Genomic DNA, 14,265 nt, shown 5'->3' with positions numbered 1-14,265 from the left:
TGCGGGCTTGGGTACTATTTCAGCGACACTCAATCAACGAGACGAGGCTCATGACGCAGCGATACGACCTGGTCATTGCTGGTGGCGGCCCATCGGGGTCGGCAGCGGCATGGCAGGCCGCACAGACCGGCGCCAAAGTGGTCGTCCTGGACAAAGCGGAGTTCCCCCGCGACAAGCCGTGCGGCGACGGACTGACCGCACGCGCGGTGAGCTACCTGCAGAAGATGGGACTGGCCGACGAGGTCGCCACCTATCACCGGGTCAACCGTGTGACGGTCTTCAGCCCCAGCGAATGGGAGCTGTCGTTCCCGCGCAGGCCCGGGATGCCCGACCACGGCCACACCGTCAGCCGGACCCACCTCGACACGGTGCTGCTCAAGCACGCCGAGTCCGCGGGTGCCGAGGTACGCCAGGGCGCCGAGGTGGCCGGACCCGAGTTCGACGCCAACGGCCGCGTGATCGGCGTGGTGCTCAAGAGCGGTGAGAAGGTGTACGGCGACGCGGTGATCGCGGCCGACGGCGCCTACTCACCGATCAAGCGCGCGCTCAAGATCGACTCGGAGTACAACGGCTACTCCGCGATCGCGATCCGCTCCGAGATGCATGCCAACCGGCCGGACTCCGACAGCCTGGACATCTATCTCAAGCTGGTGTTCCAAGGGGATCAGCTACCCGGCTACGGCTGGGTGTTCCCGATGGGCAACGGCATGTTCAACATCGGGCTGGGCTACGTCAACAGCTACAAGAACTGGCAGTCGATCAACGCGACGCAGTTCCTCGGCGAGTTCCTGCGCTCGCTTCCGCGCGCGTGGGAGCTGCCGCCCATCGAGGAACTCAAGAAGAACAAGAGCGTGCGCGCATGGCGATTGCCCATGGGCTTCACGGCGTGGCCGCCGTGGCGTCCGGGCGTGCTGTTCACCGGCGACTCGCTGGGTGCGGGCAAGCCCGCCTCGGGCGCGGGCATCTCCAAGGCGCTCGAATCCGGTTTGGCCGCAGGTGAATGCGCGATCGCGGCGCTGCAGAACGGTGGCCCCGACGACTTCACCAACTACGCGCAGCGCATGGAGGCCGCGTGGGGGCGCGAATACCGCCGTGGCCGCTACATGCACAAGTTGATCGGTAAGCCCAAGCTGGCAGAGGCCGGCGTGAAGCTGATCGACAACGCCGCCTTCCGCGACCGCATGCTCAAGGCCCTCTACAAGAAGGCCCAGGGCCCGCAGCACGTCATCAAGAAGTAACGCCTCACGAGTGTGAAGCCTCTGCGAGAAATCTGCCGATTTTTCGCAGAGGTTTCACACTCGTGCTGTCTATGACGCCGTCGGCGTGGTGATTTCGTCGGCGACCCAGCGGACGGCGTTGTCGGGGTACGGGGTCGGCAGCATCAGGACGATGTGGCCGAACCCGGCGTCGACGGCTTCTTTCACCGCGGCCCGGGTCTGCCCCGGCTGGTCGTAGGACACTCCGAGCACCGTGGACCGCGTGATCTCCTTTGAGTCCCGGCCGATTTCGGCGCAGTAGCCGTCGAGCATCGCGCTGCGGCGCACCATGTCCTCGATGTCGCCGCCGGGGATGTTCCAGACGTCGGCGTGTTCGGCAACCACTCGGAGCGTGGCCTTGGCGCGTCCGCCGATGACGATCGGCGGGTGGGGCCGCTGCACCGGTTTGGGGTTGGCGAACGCGCGCTCCAATCGGTAGAAGCCGCCGTCGAAGTCAAACGGTTCCTCCTCGGCCCACAACCGGCGGATCAGCGTGCACGCCTCGGCCAGACTCGCGACCGCGTGGTCGGCGTCGTGGTAGGGCAGCCCGTTCGAGATGTACTCGTGCCGTGCGACGGGATGACCGGGCCGCGAGCCCGACCCGATGCCGAAATCGAGACGACCACCGGACACGATGTCGACGGTCGTGGCGATCTTGGCGAGCATGGACGGTGGCCGAAACCTGTTGCTGGTCACCATCAAACCGATACGCAGACGCTTCGTCTGCGCCGCGAGCGCCGACAGTAGCGTCCACCCCTCGAGCACAGGTCCGGTGACGTCTCCCGCGATCGGGATCAGGTGGTCGAACAGCCAGGCGTGCGCGATCTCGGGGATCTCGTCGGCCTCCGTCCAGACGCGCAACAGATCCGCGTAATCGACCTGATGGGGAGGCGTGAAGATGCCGAACTGCACATTCTCGGCAAGTGACATGGGCGGGCCTTTCACCGGATGCCGACGGACGGGCGCACCCGCCTGGCACCATATAAGCGGAACAATGCTCCCCCTACGATACGGAGCGTCGTTCCGCTTATCAAGGGACGAGAGGATCTCCGGATGCCCGACGCCGACAAGACGACGCGAAAGCGCGCCGACGCGCGCCGCAACGAGCAGGCGCTTCTGGAGGCCGCGGCCGCGGCGTTCGTGGCCGCGGGCGTGGAGGTGCCGGTGCGCGATATCGCGGCCCGCGCCGGCGTCGGCATGGGCACCATCTACCGGCACTTCCCCACGCGCGCCGACCTCATCATCGCGGTGTACCGCCACCAGGTCGACGCGTGCGCCGACGCCGGGCCGCGCCTCTTGGAGCAGCACTCGCCGCACGCCGCGCTCGCGGAGTGGGTCGACCAGTTCGTCGATTTCCTGGTCACCAAGCACGGCCTGGCCGCGGCGCTGCATTCGGACAACGCCCGCTACCAGACCCTGCACGCCTACTTCCTCGACCGACTGGTCCCGGTGTGCGCACAGCTTCTGGATGCCGCCGTCGACTCCGGTGAAATCCGTTCGGGCATCGACCCGTACGTCTTCATGCGTGCGATCGGCAACCTCTGCATGGGCGCCGAAGACGATCCCCGTTACGACGCCCGCGCGATGGTGGCGGTGCTGATCAACGGGCTGCGTCGGCCATCGGAGTGAACTGGTACCGCACGTTCTCGGCCACGGCCGCAAAGCCGATGCGCCGGTAGACCCGATTGGATACCGGATTGGCCGCATCGGCGAACAACACCACGTCGCGCACGCCCCGGTCCAATGCCGCGCGCGATGCGACCGACGTCAGCGCCGCGGCATACCCGTGGCCACGGTGTTCGGGTGGGGTGTAGACCGGACCGATCCGCGCCATGCCCTCGATGCACGCGTGGACCCTCGCCATGCACACGGGCACCCCGGCCGCCGTCCACACCAGAATCTGCCCACCCGCGTCGTAGATCGCCTGCAGCCCAACGCGAGCCGCGTCGATGTCGGGCTCGGAGCCGAACGCCTCGACGTAGAACGCGTCCAGCCAGGCCGACAGCAGATCCGTGTCCTCGTCGTGCGCCGGCCGCCAGTCTCCCGACACACCGAGCGGCGGGGCCAACTCGCCCAGCCGGTAGAGCACGTCCGTTGTACCCGGGATCACCCGTATGTCCGTCACGCTCTGCCACGCCTGCGCGAAAGCCATTGTCGCCTCGGGGGTCCCACGCACCTCCGGCAGGGCCGGTTGAACTTCGACCAGCTCGCAGGCCGCGGCAGCGGCGACGTGTGGTGGGAGCCCGCTGACCAGGAGCACCGAACCCCGCATCTGGACCGCCGCACCCACCGGTGTCGACTCGTCCGACACCGACAGCAGCACCTGACCGGCGGGCCACGGGGAGGTCCGAAGCGCCGTCAGCTCATTGGTGAACAGAACCGGGTCGGCGCGGTACACCGCACCGGCCACCGGTTCGAACGCCGACGGCGACGGGTGCAGCTGTACGGTCACGGCTCCAGGGTGCCTGGATACGCCGCTGCGCTCCACCCATTTTCGTCCGGCTACCCGAACAGTTGACCGACCTTGAGCAGCAGCTGGTATACGCCGTAGGCGAAGGGCACGGCGACCCACAGCCATGCCAACGCGATGTACACCTTCGGCACGGTCGGCTGGTATTCGTGCAGTTCGACTGGTGTTTCGCTCACCGGCGGGCCTCCTCGGCAATCGGATCGGTGGTATCGGTCGCGGGCTCATGCCATTTCGACGACACCGGCCGGATGAGCTCGTTGCACACCAGCGCCACGACCAACAGCCCGATCATGATCGAGAAGGACAGGGTGTAGAGGGCGGGGCCCTCCTTGCCCGCCGCCGTCTGGTGATCGGCGATCGAGTTGACGATGATCGGCCCCAGGATGCCCGCGGCCGACCACGCGGTGAGCAGCCTGCCGTGGATCGCGCCCACCTGGAAGGTGCCGAACAGATCGCGCAGATAGGCAGGCACGGTGGCGAATCCGGCGCCGTAGAACGACAGGATCACGATGGTGGCAATCAGGAACACCAGCTTGTTGGAGTTCTGCATCAGCGTGATCGTCAGGTACAGCAGCGCGCCGACACCCAGGTACAACCGGTAGGCGTTCTTGCGGCCGATCACATCGGACAGGCTGGACCAGCCGATGCGCCCGGCCATGTTGCCGAACGACAGCATCGCCACATATCCGGCGGCCGCGGCAGCCAGGGCACCCGCGGCGGCGCCGGCCGTCGGGAAGTAGTCCTGGTAGATCGGCGAGGCCTTCTCCAGGATGCCGATGCCCGCGGTCACGTTGAAGCACAACACGATCCACAGCAGCCAGAACTGCGGGGTCTTGATCGCGTTGTTGGCCGACACCTGCCCACCGGTGACGATCGAGCCCGCCTGCACCGGCGGTGGCGTCCACCCGTGGGGCCGCCAGTCCGCGCGCGGTACGCGCACCAGCATCCAGCCCAGGGACATGAACACCGCGTAGACGATGCCGTGCACCAGGAATGTCTTGGCGATGCCGCCGGTGCTCGACCCGAACGCGTTGAGCATGGCGGTCGACCACGGCGACGCGATCAGCGCGCCGCCACCGAATCCCATGATCGCCAGACCGGTCGCCATACCCGGCTTGTCGGGGAACCACTTCATCAGCGTCGAGACCGGCGAGATGTAGCCGATCCCCCAGCCGATTCCGCCCAGCACGCCGTAGCCGAGCAACACGATCCAATATTGCCCCAGCGCCAGGCCGGCCGCCCCGACGAGCCAGCCGCCGCAGAAGCAGCACATCGCGGCGAACATCGCCTTGCGGGGGCCGTTGCGGTCCACCCACGTGCCGAACACCGCGGCCGAGAGCCCGAGCATGACGATGCCGATGGTGAACGGCAGCGCGCTGAGGGTGCCGGAGATGCCGAGGGCGCCTTCCAACGGTTTCTTGAAGACGCTCCACGAGTAGGCCGCGCCGACGGAGAGATGGATCGACAACGCCGCCGGTGGCACCAGCCACCGACTCCAGCCAGGTGGCGCGATGATGCGCTCCCGGCTCAAGAACGGTGCTGCGGCCGACGCGGTGGGCGCACTGTTCGTCCCTGCGGTCATCCCTGGCCTTTCGTTGTCGACGCGATCACGAGAGCGGTGTGCGCGTCACCGACGGCGCCGGTGTGGCGAGGCACACACGACGCAATTCCCCGAGGACAATAGCGAAACCGCGCGCAGAATTGAAACGTTTCATGGTTGTGGACGCGGCAAGCAAATTTCTGCGTGCGCCGATGCTGTGAAACGCCTGTCAGGAAGGTGAAAACCAGTGGGCGATTTGGCTACGGGACGCACTTTGCTCAAGCTGGGCACAAGGCCGACTAGGGTCGGCCGCATGGAACAGCGCATCAGCCTGATCACCCTCGGTGTCGACAACCTGGCAGCGTCCCGGCGGTTCTTCGAGGAGGGGCTGGGCTGGACCGCGACCGGCGCCTACGACGAGGTGGTGTTCTACCAACTGCCCGGCATCGCCCTGGCGCTGTTCGGCCGTGCCGATCTGGCCACCGACACCGGCGTCGCGGTCGACGGTCGGTTCAGCGGCATCAGCATCGCGATCAACCAGCGCACCGAGGCCGAGGTCGACGAGGTCATGACGCAGGTGCAGGCCGCGGGCGGCACGATCGTCAAACCGGCCGAAAAGACCTACTGGGGTGGCTATTCCGGCTACTTCACCGACCTCGACGGCCACGTGTGGGAGGTCGCGGTGAACCCGGCGTGGCTGATCAACGACGACGGATCGGTCACCATCCGGTAGTCAGCGTTTCCCGCGTTTGACCGGCTTGCGCGCGACCTTGCCTGCGGCCGCGCGGGCGGCCTGTTTGGCGAGGGTCTTCTCGCGCGCGGTGCGCTTCGGCGCCGGTTGTGTCTGCCCGCGTGACGAATTGGGTTTACGCCCCCGCACGATCCCGATGAACTCCTCGACCAGTTCCGACGGTGTCCCCTCTGGGAACGCGATCGCCACCGGACACGTGGGCGCGTCGGTGATCGGGCGGTAGGTGAGGTCCTTGCGGTGGTGCAACCGCGCGAGCGACTGCGGGACGACGAGTGCCCCCATGCCCGCGGCGACGAGTTCGATAGCGTCCGCCGTGGTTTCGGGTCGGTGCTCGACGGGGTTTCCCGCGGACCATTCGACGACGTTGTCGAGGGGTACCAGCGTCGGCTCGCCGTCGAGGTCGGCCGCGGTGATCTCGTCGGCCGCGGCGAAGACGTGGTCGGTGGGCACCACGGCCACCGTCGTCTCCTCGTACAGCGGGATGACGGCCAGTCCGGTCGTGTCGGTGGGCAGGCGCAGCAGCGTGACGTCGACGGTTCCGGACCGCACGGCGTCGGCGGCGTCCGCGGCGGCGACGGGATGCAGGTCGAGTAGCACGTCGGGATGGCGCTGCGCCCAGATCCGCGCCCACTTCGCGGGCGTCCCGCCGGGCATGTAGCCGAGGGTGAGGGACAGCGGGGTCACCGCCTCAGGCTACCGATAGGCTGGATCCATGAGCAGGCCGAACGCGCAGTCCATGAAACCCGCCACCGCGGCGAAGAAGCTGGACGTGTATTTGCCCGCGACGCCTGCGGAGTTCCAACAGAGCGCGATCACCCGCGAGGAACTCGCCGCACTGCAGGCCGACCCGCCGCAGTGGCTGCAGGATCTGCGCAAGAACGGCCCGCACCCCAAGAACCTCGTCGCAGCCAAGCTCGGCATCTCGATCGCCGCACTCGCCCGCAACGGCGTCGGCGATGCCCTCACCACCGAGGAGATCAACCAGATCATCGCCGAGGCCCCGGAGTGGCTCGCAGCCGAGCGCGAGAGCTACCAGGAGGTGCTGCGCGAGGAGCGTGAACGCAAGGCACAGCGGGCAGAGCAGTCCCGCGAGCACTGAAACCCCCGCCGACCGTGCGGTTTCATACGCAACACGCCGCCGAACGCGTATGAGAACGCACGCTCGGCATCAGAGAACGTCAGTACGGCACTCAAGCCGCGCCCGCTCAACGCGAAAGTGCGGTCCCATCCGCGACACTCGGCGTGTCACGTATGAAACCGCACTCTCGGCGAAAAACTCAGCGCGTCACAGCATGCAGCTGACGCAACCCTCGACTTCGGTTCCCTCCAAGGCCATCTGGCGCAGGCGGATGTAGTAGAGCGTCTTGATGCCCTTGCGCCATGCGTAGATCTGGGCCTTGTTCACGTCACGCGTGGTGGCGGTGTCCTTGAAGAACAACGTCAGGCTCAGACCCTGGTCCACGTGCTGGGTGGCCGCGGCGTAGGTGTCGATGATCTTCTCGTACCCGATCTCATACGCGTCCTGGTAGTAGTCCAGGTTGTCGTTGGTCATGTACGGCGCCGGGTAGTAGACGCGACCGATCTTGCCTTCCTTGCGGATCTCGATCTTCGACGCGACCGGGTGGATCGACGACGTCGAGTGGTTGATGTAGGAGATCGACCCCGTCGGCGGGACGGCCTGCAGGTTCTGGTTGTAGATGCCGTGCTTCTGCACCGACTCCTTCAACTGCTTCCAGTCGTCCTGCGTGGGGATGTGGATATCGGCGTCGGCGAACAGCCGGCGCACCTTGTCGGTCTTGGGCTCCCACACCTGATCGGTGTACTTGTCGAAGAACTCGCCCGAGGCGTACTTGGACTTCTCGAATCCCTTGAAGTGCGTCCCGCGCTCGATCGCGATCTTGTTCGACGCGCGCAGCGCGTGGAACAGCACCGTGTAGAAGTAGATGTTCGTGAAGTCGATGCCCTCTTCGGAACCGTAGTAGATGCGTTCCCGCGCAAGGTATCCGTGCAGGTTCATCTGCCCCAGGCCGATGGCGTGGGAATCGTTGTTGCCCTGCTCGATCGACGGCACGGACGTGATGTGGGTCTGATCGCTCACCGCGGTGAGCGCACGGATCGCCACCTCGATGGTCTGCGCGAAGTCCGGCGAGTCCATGGCCTTGGCGATGTTGAGCGAGCCGAGGTTGCAGGAGATGTCCTTGCCCACCTTGGCGTAGGACAGGTCGTCGTTGAACTCCGACGGCGTGGAGACCTGCAGGATCTCCGAGCACAGGTTCGAGTGCGTGATCTTGCCCGCGATCGGGTTGGACCGGTTCACGGTGTCCTCGAACATGATGTACGGGTAGCCCGATTCGAACTGCAGCTCGGCCAGCGTCTGGAAGAACTCGCGCGCGTTGATCTTGGTCTTGCGGATCCGCGCGTCGTCGACCATCTCGTAGTACTTCTCGGTGACCGAGACGTCGGCGAACGGCACCCCGTAGACGCGCTCGACGTCGTACGGCGAGAACAGGTACATGTCCTCGTTCTTCTTGGCCAGCTCGAAGGTGATGTCGGGGATCACGACACCCAGCGAGAGCGTCTTGATCCGGATCTTCTCGTCGGCGTTCTCGCGCTTGGTGTCCAGGAACCGGTAGATGTCGGGGTGGTGGGCGTGCAGGTACACCGCGCCCGCGCCCTGACGGGCACCCAGCTGATTGGCGTAGGAGAACGAGTCCTCCAGCAGCTTCATGATGGGGATGACGCCCGAGCTCTGGTTCTCGATGTTCTTGATGGGCGCGCCGTGCTCGCGGATGTTGCTCAGCAGCAGCGCGACTCCGCCGCCGCGCTTGGACAGCTGCAGCGCCGAGTTGATGGAACGCCCGATGGACTCCATGTTGTCCTCGATGCGCAACAGGAAGCAGGACACCGGCTCGCCGCGCTGCTTCTTGCCCGAGTTGAGGAACGTGGGGGTGGCCGGCTGGAACCGGCCGTCGATGATCTCGTCGACGAGTTTCTCGGCGAGTTCGGTGTCGCCTGCGGCCAGGGTCAACGCGACCATGACGACGCGGTCCTCGAAACGCTCCAGGTAGCGCTTACCGTCGAAGGTCTTCAGCGTGTAGGACGTGTAGTACTTGAACGCACCGAGGAACGTGGGGAACCGAAACTTCTTGGCGTACGCGCGGTCCAGCAGGCTCTTGATGAAGTCGCGGGAGTACTGGTCGAGCACCTCGCGCTCGTAGTACTCGTTCTCGATCAGGTAGTCGAGCTTCTCGTCCTGGCTGTGGAAGAAGACCGTGTTCTGGTTGACGTGCTGCAGGAAGTACTGCTTGGCGGCTTCCCTGTCCTTTTCGAACTGAATCTTGCCGTCGGCGTCGTACAGATTCAGCATCGCGTTGAGCGCGTGGTAATCCGCCTCCCCCGGCAACACGTGCCCGGTGGTGGTTACAGGCTCTGCAGCTGTGACGGTGGGTGGCACGTCTGTTCCTTCCAGAAGTCTTTCAAACCTGCCCGGACGGCTTCCACATCGTCCGGGGTACCCATCAGTTCGAAGCGATACAGGTACGGCACGCCACACTTGCGCGCGATCACATTGCCCGCATAGGCGAACTCCGCACCGAAGTTGTTGTTGCCCGCGGCGATGACGCCGCGGATCAACGACCGGTTGTGTTCGTTGTTGAGGAACGCGATGACCTGCTTGGGGACGTAGCCCCCAGCGTTGATGTCCGGGGTGGTCCGCCCACCGCCGTAGGTGGGGACCACCAGCACGTAGGGCTCATCGACCTCGATGCGCTCGTGCAGTGGGATGCGGATCGCGGGGATCCCCAGCTTCTGGACGAAACGATGCGTGTTTTCCGAGACGCTGGAGAAATAGACGAGGTTGCTCATCGCGATCCCCTCCCCCGTTGTCCGTCCTGTCGTCGTTACGCGCTGATCGTCGCGGCGCTGAGTGCCTTGATGCGGTCGGGGCGGAAGCCCGACCAGTGCTCGTTGCCGGCCACCACGACCGGTGCCTGCAGGTAGCCGAGCGCCATGACGTAGTCACGGGCCTCGCTGTCGACGGTGATGTCGACCGTCTCGTAGGCGATGCCCAGCTTGTCCAGCGCCTTGTAGGTGGCGTTGCACTGCACGCATGCGGGCTTGGTGTACACGGTGACGGTCATCTTCGGCACGGCTCCTCTTGCGGTGAGTGAAAGGAATCTGGACAGTGACTGGCAACTGGTACGGTTACTGCTTCTCGCTGAAGTTCAGCGACCCGCGGGCCGCCAAAATTCCTGCCATCCGGGCCAGCCATCCGGCCGGTTCGGAAACCGACTCGGCCGGGTTCGCTGCGCTCCGGCGGGCTCCCGAACTGTGGTGGCCTGTCGGTCTCTCAGACACTACACCTAGTGGCCCCACAGAAGAAGCCATACAAGATGTTCTGAATAACATTTCTGAAATTCCCAGGTCGTAAGCTTGCTCCGGCCAACTTCTCCGGCGTGTCGTGTCACGCCCGCGGGGGCGTGTCGCGTTCCACCCCCATATGTAGCACCGACCACCGACAAGTCGCCGGAACGCGACCCCCGGACAGCAAAGCCGCCGGCGGGGTCGTTCGGACCCGCGCCGGCGGCTTGGAGAGAAAACGTGGGAGAAGGTGTCAGGCGACCCCGGCGGGCACCTCGGCGACGGCCGCCACAAGCTTGGCGACGGCTTCCCGGACACTCACGGTCACCTCGGCGTTCTCGCGCGGGTGCTTGTCGTCCAGCGTCGACGCTGCGATCGACAGCTTGACGTCCTCGACCACGCGCGGGCCTGCGACGCCCAGCGACTTGCGGGTCTCGTCGTGCGCCCACACACCGCCGTAGCGCCCGTGCGCGGCGCCGATCACGGCGGCCGGCTTGCCGTGCAGCGCGCCACTGCCGTACGGCCGCGACAGCCAGTCGATGGCGTTCTTGAGGACGGCGGGGATGGTGGCGTTGTACTCGGGGGTGACGAGCAGGGCTGCGTCCGCCTCGACCGCCGCGGCACGCAGCGCCGCGGCCGGCTCGGGCACATCAGCGGTGTCGATGTCTTCGTTGTAGAACGGCACCTCGGCCAGCCGGTCGAACACCTGCAGGTCCACACCGTCGGGCGCGGTCTCGACTGCCAGTTCGGCGAGTTGGCGGTTGATGGACGCCGCCCGGAGGCTGCCGACGAGTACCAACACCTTGATTTCGGCCATGAGCCGTCCTTTCATGAGATTCTTGTGGTCGGGTTTCGTCCCCGATCAACCGGACCGCAGTCCGATTCATTCCCACTCGGCCGGATTCACAGAAATTCACAGATAAGGTGGCTGTCGTGGCAGCCACTGACCGCTCCGTCCGGCTCGAGGTCACCGACCGCGCGCCGCAGGAGCGCGGCGACGCCGCCCGGAACCGGGCCGCGATCCTCGACGCGGCGCGCCGGCTCATCGCCGAGCGCGGACCCGACGCCGTGAGCACCGACGACATCGCCGTCGAGGCCGGCGTCGGCAAGGGCACCCTGTTCCGCCGCTTCGGCACCCGCGCCGGGCTGATGATGGTGCTGCTCGACGAGGACGAGAAGGCCCACCAGGACGCGTTCATCTTCGGGCCGCCGCCGCTCGGTCCCGGGGCCCCTCCCCTCGACCGTCTGCTCGCCTACGGCCGCGAACGGATGAAGTTCGTCCGCGAGCACCACGCACTGCTCTCCGACGCCGCGCGCGATCCGCAGGCACGCTTCGGCGGGCCGGACACGCTGCACCGGTCCCACGTCCGGATGCTGCTGCAGGCCGCGGGGACCACGGGCGACCTCGACGCACAGGCCGACGCGCTCGTCGCCCTGCTCGACGCCGACTACGTCGCCTATCAACTCGAACGCGGACGCAGCTGCGAGGTCCAGGCCGCCGCCTGGGCCGACGTCGCCCGAAAGCTGTGTGGCCACTAGCGCGATGACCAGTTGGGTGCTCCACGTCGACCTCGACCAGTTCCTGGCGTCGGTGGAACTGCGTCGTCGCCCCGATCTGCGCGGCCTGCCGGTCATCGTCGGCGGCAGCGGGGACCCCACCGAGCCGCGCAAGGTCGTCACCTGCGCCTCGTACGAGGCGCGCGAGTTCGGCGTGCACGCCGGGATGCCGCTGCGGGCCGCGGCCCGGCGCTGCCCCGACGCCACCTTCCTCCCGTCGGATCCGGCCGCCTACGACGAGGCCTCCGAACAGGTCATGGGCCTGCTGCGCGACCTAGGACACCCGCTTGAGGTGTGGGGCTGGGACGAGGCCTACCTGGGCGCCGACCTCGAGCCGGACGCCGACCCCGTCGAGCTGGCCGAGCGCATCCGCACCGTGGTCGCGGCCGAGACGGGACTGTCCTGCTCGGTGGGGATCAGCGACAACAAGCAGCGCGCCAAGGTCGCCACCGGATTCGCCAAACCCGCGGGCATCTACGTGCTGACCGAGGCCAACTGGATGACCGTGATGGGCGACCGACCGCCCGACGCGCTGTGGGGCATCGGGCCCAAGACGACGAAGAAGCTTGCCGCGATGGGGATCACGACGGTCGCCGACCTGGCCGCGACGGACGCATCGGTGCTGACGGCCGCGTTCGGCCCGAGCACCGGGTTGTGGATCCTTCTGCTCGCCAAGGGCGGTGGCGACACCGAGGTCAGCTCCGAACCGTGGATCCCCCGCTCCCGCAGCCACGTGGTGACGTTCCCGCAGGATCTGACCGACCGCCGCGAGATCGACTCGGCCGTCCGTGATCTCGCGCTGCAGACGCTGACCGAGATCGTCGAGCAGGGCCGCACCGTCACCCGCGTCGCGGTCACGGTGCGCACCAGCACCTTCTACACCCGCACCAAGATCCGCAAGCTGCCCACGCCGGGCACCGACGCCGATCAGATCGTCGCCACGGCACTGGCGGTGCTGGACCAGTTCGAACTCGACCGTCCGGTACGGCTGCTCGGGGTGCGGCTGGAACTCGCGATGGACGACGTGGCGGCGCCGACTGTCGGCACCGGAACATAATCTCGACGCCATGCTGCAGACCGTCGCCATCCGCGGTTACCGCGCGCTGCGCGAGGTGGTCCTGCCGTTGACCGAGCTCACGGTGATCACCGGCGCCAACGGCACCGGGAAGTCCTCGGTCTACCGTGCCCTGCGGCTGCTGGCCGACTGCGGGCGCGGGCAGGTGATCGGCTCACTCGCACGCGAAGGCGGCCTGCAGTCGGTGCTGTGGGCAGGGCCCGAGCGCCCGGCCGAACAGGCCACGGGCACCACCCGCACGCGGCCGGTCTCGCTCGAAATGGGCTTCGCGGCAGACGACTTCGGCTATCTGGTCGATCTCGGCCTGCCGCAGATGGCGGGTGCGCCTGCCGGCGGCACCCCGTCGGCGTTCACGCTCGACCCCGAGATCAAGCGCGAGGTGGTCTTCGCCGGTCCGGTGCTGCGCCCGAGTTCGACGCTGGTACGGCGCACCAGGGAGTACGCCGAGGCCGCCGCGGAATCCGGGCGCGGCTTCGACGAACTGAGCCGATCACTGCCGCCGTATCGCAGCGTGCTCGCCGAGTACGCCCATCCCCACGCGCTGCCCGAGTCGTCCGCGGTCTCAGAACGCCTGCGCGACTGGCGTTTCTACGACGGTTTCCGCGTGGATGCGGGCGCTCCCGCCCGCCACCCGCACGTCGGCACCCGCACCCCGGTGTTGTCCGACGACGGCTCCGATCTGGCGGCAGCCGTGCAGACCATCATCGAAGCGGGCCTCGACGACCTGCAGCGGGCCGTGGCCGACGCGTTCGACGGCGCCAGGGTGTCCGTCGCGGCCAGCGACGGCCTGTTCGACCTGCAACTGCACCAGCGCGGCATGCTGCGTCCGCTACGGGCTGCCGAACTGTCCGACGGCACACTGCGTTTCCTGCTGTGGGCGGCCGCATTGCTGAGCCCGAGCCCACCGTCGCTCATGGTGCTCAACGAACCGGAGACGTCACTGCATCCCGACCTCGTGCGTCCGCTGGCGTCGCTGATCCGCACCGCGGCCACCCGGACGCAGGTCGTGGTGGTCACGCACTCGCGTGCGCTGCTGGAGTTCCTCGACACCACCCCGATCGGCGACGATGGTCCGGGTGGCGCCGTCGAGATCGAGTTGTACAAGCAGTGGGGCGAGACCAAGGTGACCGGGCAGGGCCTGCTCTCGACGCCGTCGTGGCACTGGGGAAACCGCTAGGTCCTGAACAGTTCGTGTTCAGGTCAGTGTCCGTTCATCTGCGTCGGCTTATGTGACTCGCGATCAGTTCACACGAATCT

16 protein-coding genes are annotated in these 14,265 nt (G+C 66.9%); 7 read left to right on the top strand and 9 right to left on the bottom strand.

The window, feature by feature from the left end:
- Positions 1–50: 50 nt before the first annotated feature.
- Positions 51–1,238: an NAD(P)/FAD-dependent oxidoreductase gene (locus AT701_RS11675; RefSeq protein ID WP_058125862.1), complete on the top strand. Its 1,188-nt coding sequence runs from the start codon at positions 51–53 to the stop codon at positions 1,236–1,238.
- 69 nt (positions 1,239–1,307) lie between these two features.
- Here AT701_RS11675 and AT701_RS11670 read toward each other — a convergent pair whose 3' ends face one another.
- Positions 1,308–2,186 carry an LLM class flavin-dependent oxidoreductase gene (locus AT701_RS11670; protein ID WP_058125861.1) on the bottom strand — a complete coding sequence of 293 codons (879 nt, stop codon included), beginning with the start codon at positions 2,184–2,186 and terminating at the stop codon, positions 1,308–1,310.
- A 123-nt stretch (positions 2,187–2,309) separates the two neighbouring features.
- Here AT701_RS11670 and AT701_RS11665 point away from each other — a divergent pair, with 123 nt between their 5' ends.
- Positions 2,310–2,885, top strand: coding sequence for a TetR/AcrR family transcriptional regulator (locus tag AT701_RS11665; RefSeq protein WP_058125860.1), 576 nt, complete (start codon positions 2,310–2,312; stop codon positions 2,883–2,885).
- On the opposite strand, the gene AT701_RS11660 is transcribed toward AT701_RS11665, so the two are convergent.
- From AT701_RS11660 to AT701_RS11650, 3 genes are read right to left on the bottom strand one after another with little or no spacing between them, the layout of a single operon-like run.
- Complete coding sequence (locus AT701_RS11660) at positions 2,857–3,708, bottom strand: GNAT family N-acetyltransferase (RefSeq protein ID WP_058125859.1); 852 nt, start codon at positions 3,706–3,708, stop codon at positions 2,857–2,859. The two genes, AT701_RS11665 and AT701_RS11660, sit on opposite strands and share 29 nt — an antisense overlap.
- A gap of 50 nt (positions 3,709–3,758) precedes the next feature.
- Positions 3,759–3,902 (bottom strand): MFS transporter small subunit, encoded by a 144-nt coding sequence (locus AT701_RS35250; RefSeq protein ID WP_011727358.1) that lies wholly within the window; start codon positions 3,900–3,902, stop codon positions 3,759–3,761.
- A complete protein-coding gene (locus AT701_RS11650; RefSeq protein WP_058125858.1) occupies positions 3,899–5,308 on the bottom strand; it encodes an L-lactate MFS transporter in 1,410 nt (469 codons plus the stop codon). Before AT701_RS11650 ends, AT701_RS35250 begins: the two co-directional genes overlap by 4 nt.
- 271 nt (positions 5,309–5,579) lie before the next feature.
- Here AT701_RS11650 and AT701_RS11645 point away from each other — a divergent pair, with 271 nt between their 5' ends.
- Positions 5,580–5,999: a VOC family protein gene (locus AT701_RS11645; RefSeq protein WP_003893670.1), complete on the top strand. Its 420-nt coding sequence runs from the start codon at positions 5,580–5,582 to the stop codon at positions 5,997–5,999.
- Here the strand turns inward: AT701_RS11645 and AT701_RS11640 are convergent, their stop codons facing one another.
- Positions 6,000–6,701, bottom strand: a complete 702-nt coding sequence (locus AT701_RS11640) for a LysR family substrate-binding domain-containing protein (RefSeq protein ID WP_003893669.1) — start codon at positions 6,699–6,701, stop codon at positions 6,000–6,002.
- 28 nt (positions 6,702–6,729) lie between these two features.
- Between AT701_RS11640 and AT701_RS11635 the strand changes: the two genes are divergently transcribed.
- Positions 6,730–7,116: a DUF5997 family protein gene (locus AT701_RS11635; RefSeq protein WP_058125857.1), complete on the top strand. Its 387-nt coding sequence runs from the start codon at positions 6,730–6,732 to the stop codon at positions 7,114–7,116.
- A 186-nt stretch (positions 7,117–7,302) separates the two neighbouring features.
- Here AT701_RS11635 and nrdE read toward each other — a convergent pair whose 3' ends face one another.
- The 4 genes from nrdE to AT701_RS11615 all read right to left on the bottom strand — a co-directional run bounded on the left by nrdE (position 7,303) and on the right by AT701_RS11615 (position 11,193).
- The gene (gene nrdE, locus AT701_RS11630) at positions 7,303–9,471 is read right to left on the bottom strand and encodes a class 1b ribonucleoside-diphosphate reductase subunit alpha (RefSeq protein ID WP_014876938.1); all 2,169 of its coding nucleotides are present in this window, start codon (positions 9,469–9,471) and stop codon (positions 7,303–7,305) included.
- Entirely contained in the window at positions 9,438–9,881 is a 444-nt protein-coding gene (nrdI, locus tag AT701_RS11625; protein WP_029104142.1) for a class Ib ribonucleoside-diphosphate reductase assembly flavoprotein NrdI, read from the bottom strand. The genes nrdE and nrdI overlap by 34 nt, the downstream gene beginning before the upstream one ends.
- A gap of 35 nt (positions 9,882–9,916) precedes the next feature.
- Entirely contained in the window at positions 9,917–10,156 is a 240-nt protein-coding gene (locus tag AT701_RS11620; RefSeq protein ID WP_003893665.1) for a redoxin NrdH, read from the bottom strand.
- Between the two features lie 473 nt (positions 10,157–10,629).
- Complete coding sequence (locus AT701_RS11615; RefSeq protein ID WP_003893663.1) at positions 10,630–11,193, bottom strand: NAD(P)H-dependent oxidoreductase; 564 nt, start codon at positions 11,191–11,193, stop codon at positions 10,630–10,632.
- Between the two features lie 116 nt (positions 11,194–11,309).
- Here AT701_RS11615 and AT701_RS11610 point away from each other — a divergent pair, with 116 nt between their 5' ends.
- The 3 genes from AT701_RS11610 to AT701_RS11600 are packed head-to-tail and all read left to right on the top strand — an operon-like array spanning position 11,310 to position 14,185.
- Positions 11,310–11,915: a TetR/AcrR family transcriptional regulator gene (locus AT701_RS11610; RefSeq protein ID WP_058127605.1), complete on the top strand. Its 606-nt coding sequence runs from the start codon at positions 11,310–11,312 to the stop codon at positions 11,913–11,915.
- A gap of 4 nt (positions 11,916–11,919) precedes the next feature.
- Positions 11,920–12,990, top strand: coding sequence for a DNA polymerase IV (locus tag AT701_RS11605; RefSeq protein WP_036452992.1), 1,071 nt, complete (start codon positions 11,920–11,922; stop codon positions 12,988–12,990).
- A gap of 10 nt (positions 12,991–13,000) precedes the next feature.
- Entirely contained in the window at positions 13,001–14,185 is a 1,185-nt protein-coding gene (locus AT701_RS11600; protein ID WP_058125856.1) for an AAA family ATPase, read from the top strand.
- Positions 14,186–14,265: the final 80 nt, after the last annotated feature.

This window comes from Mycolicibacterium smegmatis (assembly GCF_001457595.1).
Lineage (GTDB): Bacteria > Actinomycetota > Actinomycetes > Mycobacteriales > Mycobacteriaceae > Mycobacterium > Mycobacterium smegmatis.
This window is presented reverse-complemented; position numbering and strand designations above follow the sequence as displayed.

Excerpts from the sequence above, each read along its gene's own strand:
- AT701_RS11675 (WP_058125862.1), top strand. The coding sequence starts at position 51 with ATGACGCAGCGATACGACCTGGTCATTGCTGGTGGCGGCCCATCGGGG.
- AT701_RS11670 (WP_058125861.1), bottom strand. The coding sequence starts at position 2,186 with ATGTCACTTGCCGAGAATGTGCAGTTCGGCATCTTCACGCCTCCCCAT.
- AT701_RS11665 (WP_058125860.1), top strand. The coding sequence starts at position 2,310 with ATGCCCGACGCCGACAAGACGACGCGAAAGCGCGCCGACGCGCGCCGC.
- AT701_RS11650 (WP_058125858.1), bottom strand. The coding sequence starts at position 5,308 with ATGACCGCAGGGACGAACAGTGCGCCCACCGCGTCGGCCGCAGCACCG.
- AT701_RS11645 (WP_003893670.1), top strand. The coding sequence starts at position 5,580 with ATGGAACAGCGCATCAGCCTGATCACCCTCGGTGTCGACAACCTGGCA.
- AT701_RS11635 (WP_058125857.1), top strand. The coding sequence starts at position 6,730 with ATGAGCAGGCCGAACGCGCAGTCCATGAAACCCGCCACCGCGGCGAAG.
- nrdI (WP_029104142.1), bottom strand. The coding sequence starts at position 9,881 with ATGAGCAACCTCGTCTATTTCTCCAGCGTCTCGGAAAACACGCATCGT.
- AT701_RS11620 (WP_003893665.1), bottom strand. The coding sequence starts at position 10,156 with ATGACCGTCACCGTGTACACCAAGCCCGCATGCGTGCAGTGCAACGCC.
- AT701_RS11615 (WP_003893663.1), bottom strand. The coding sequence starts at position 11,193 with ATGGCCGAAATCAAGGTGTTGGTACTCGTCGGCAGCCTCCGGGCGGCG.
- AT701_RS11605 (WP_036452992.1), top strand. The coding sequence starts at position 11,920 with ATGACCAGTTGGGTGCTCCACGTCGACCTCGACCAGTTCCTGGCGTCG.
- AT701_RS11600 (WP_058125856.1), top strand. The coding sequence starts at position 13,001 with ATGCTGCAGACCGTCGCCATCCGCGGTTACCGCGCGCTGCGCGAGGTG.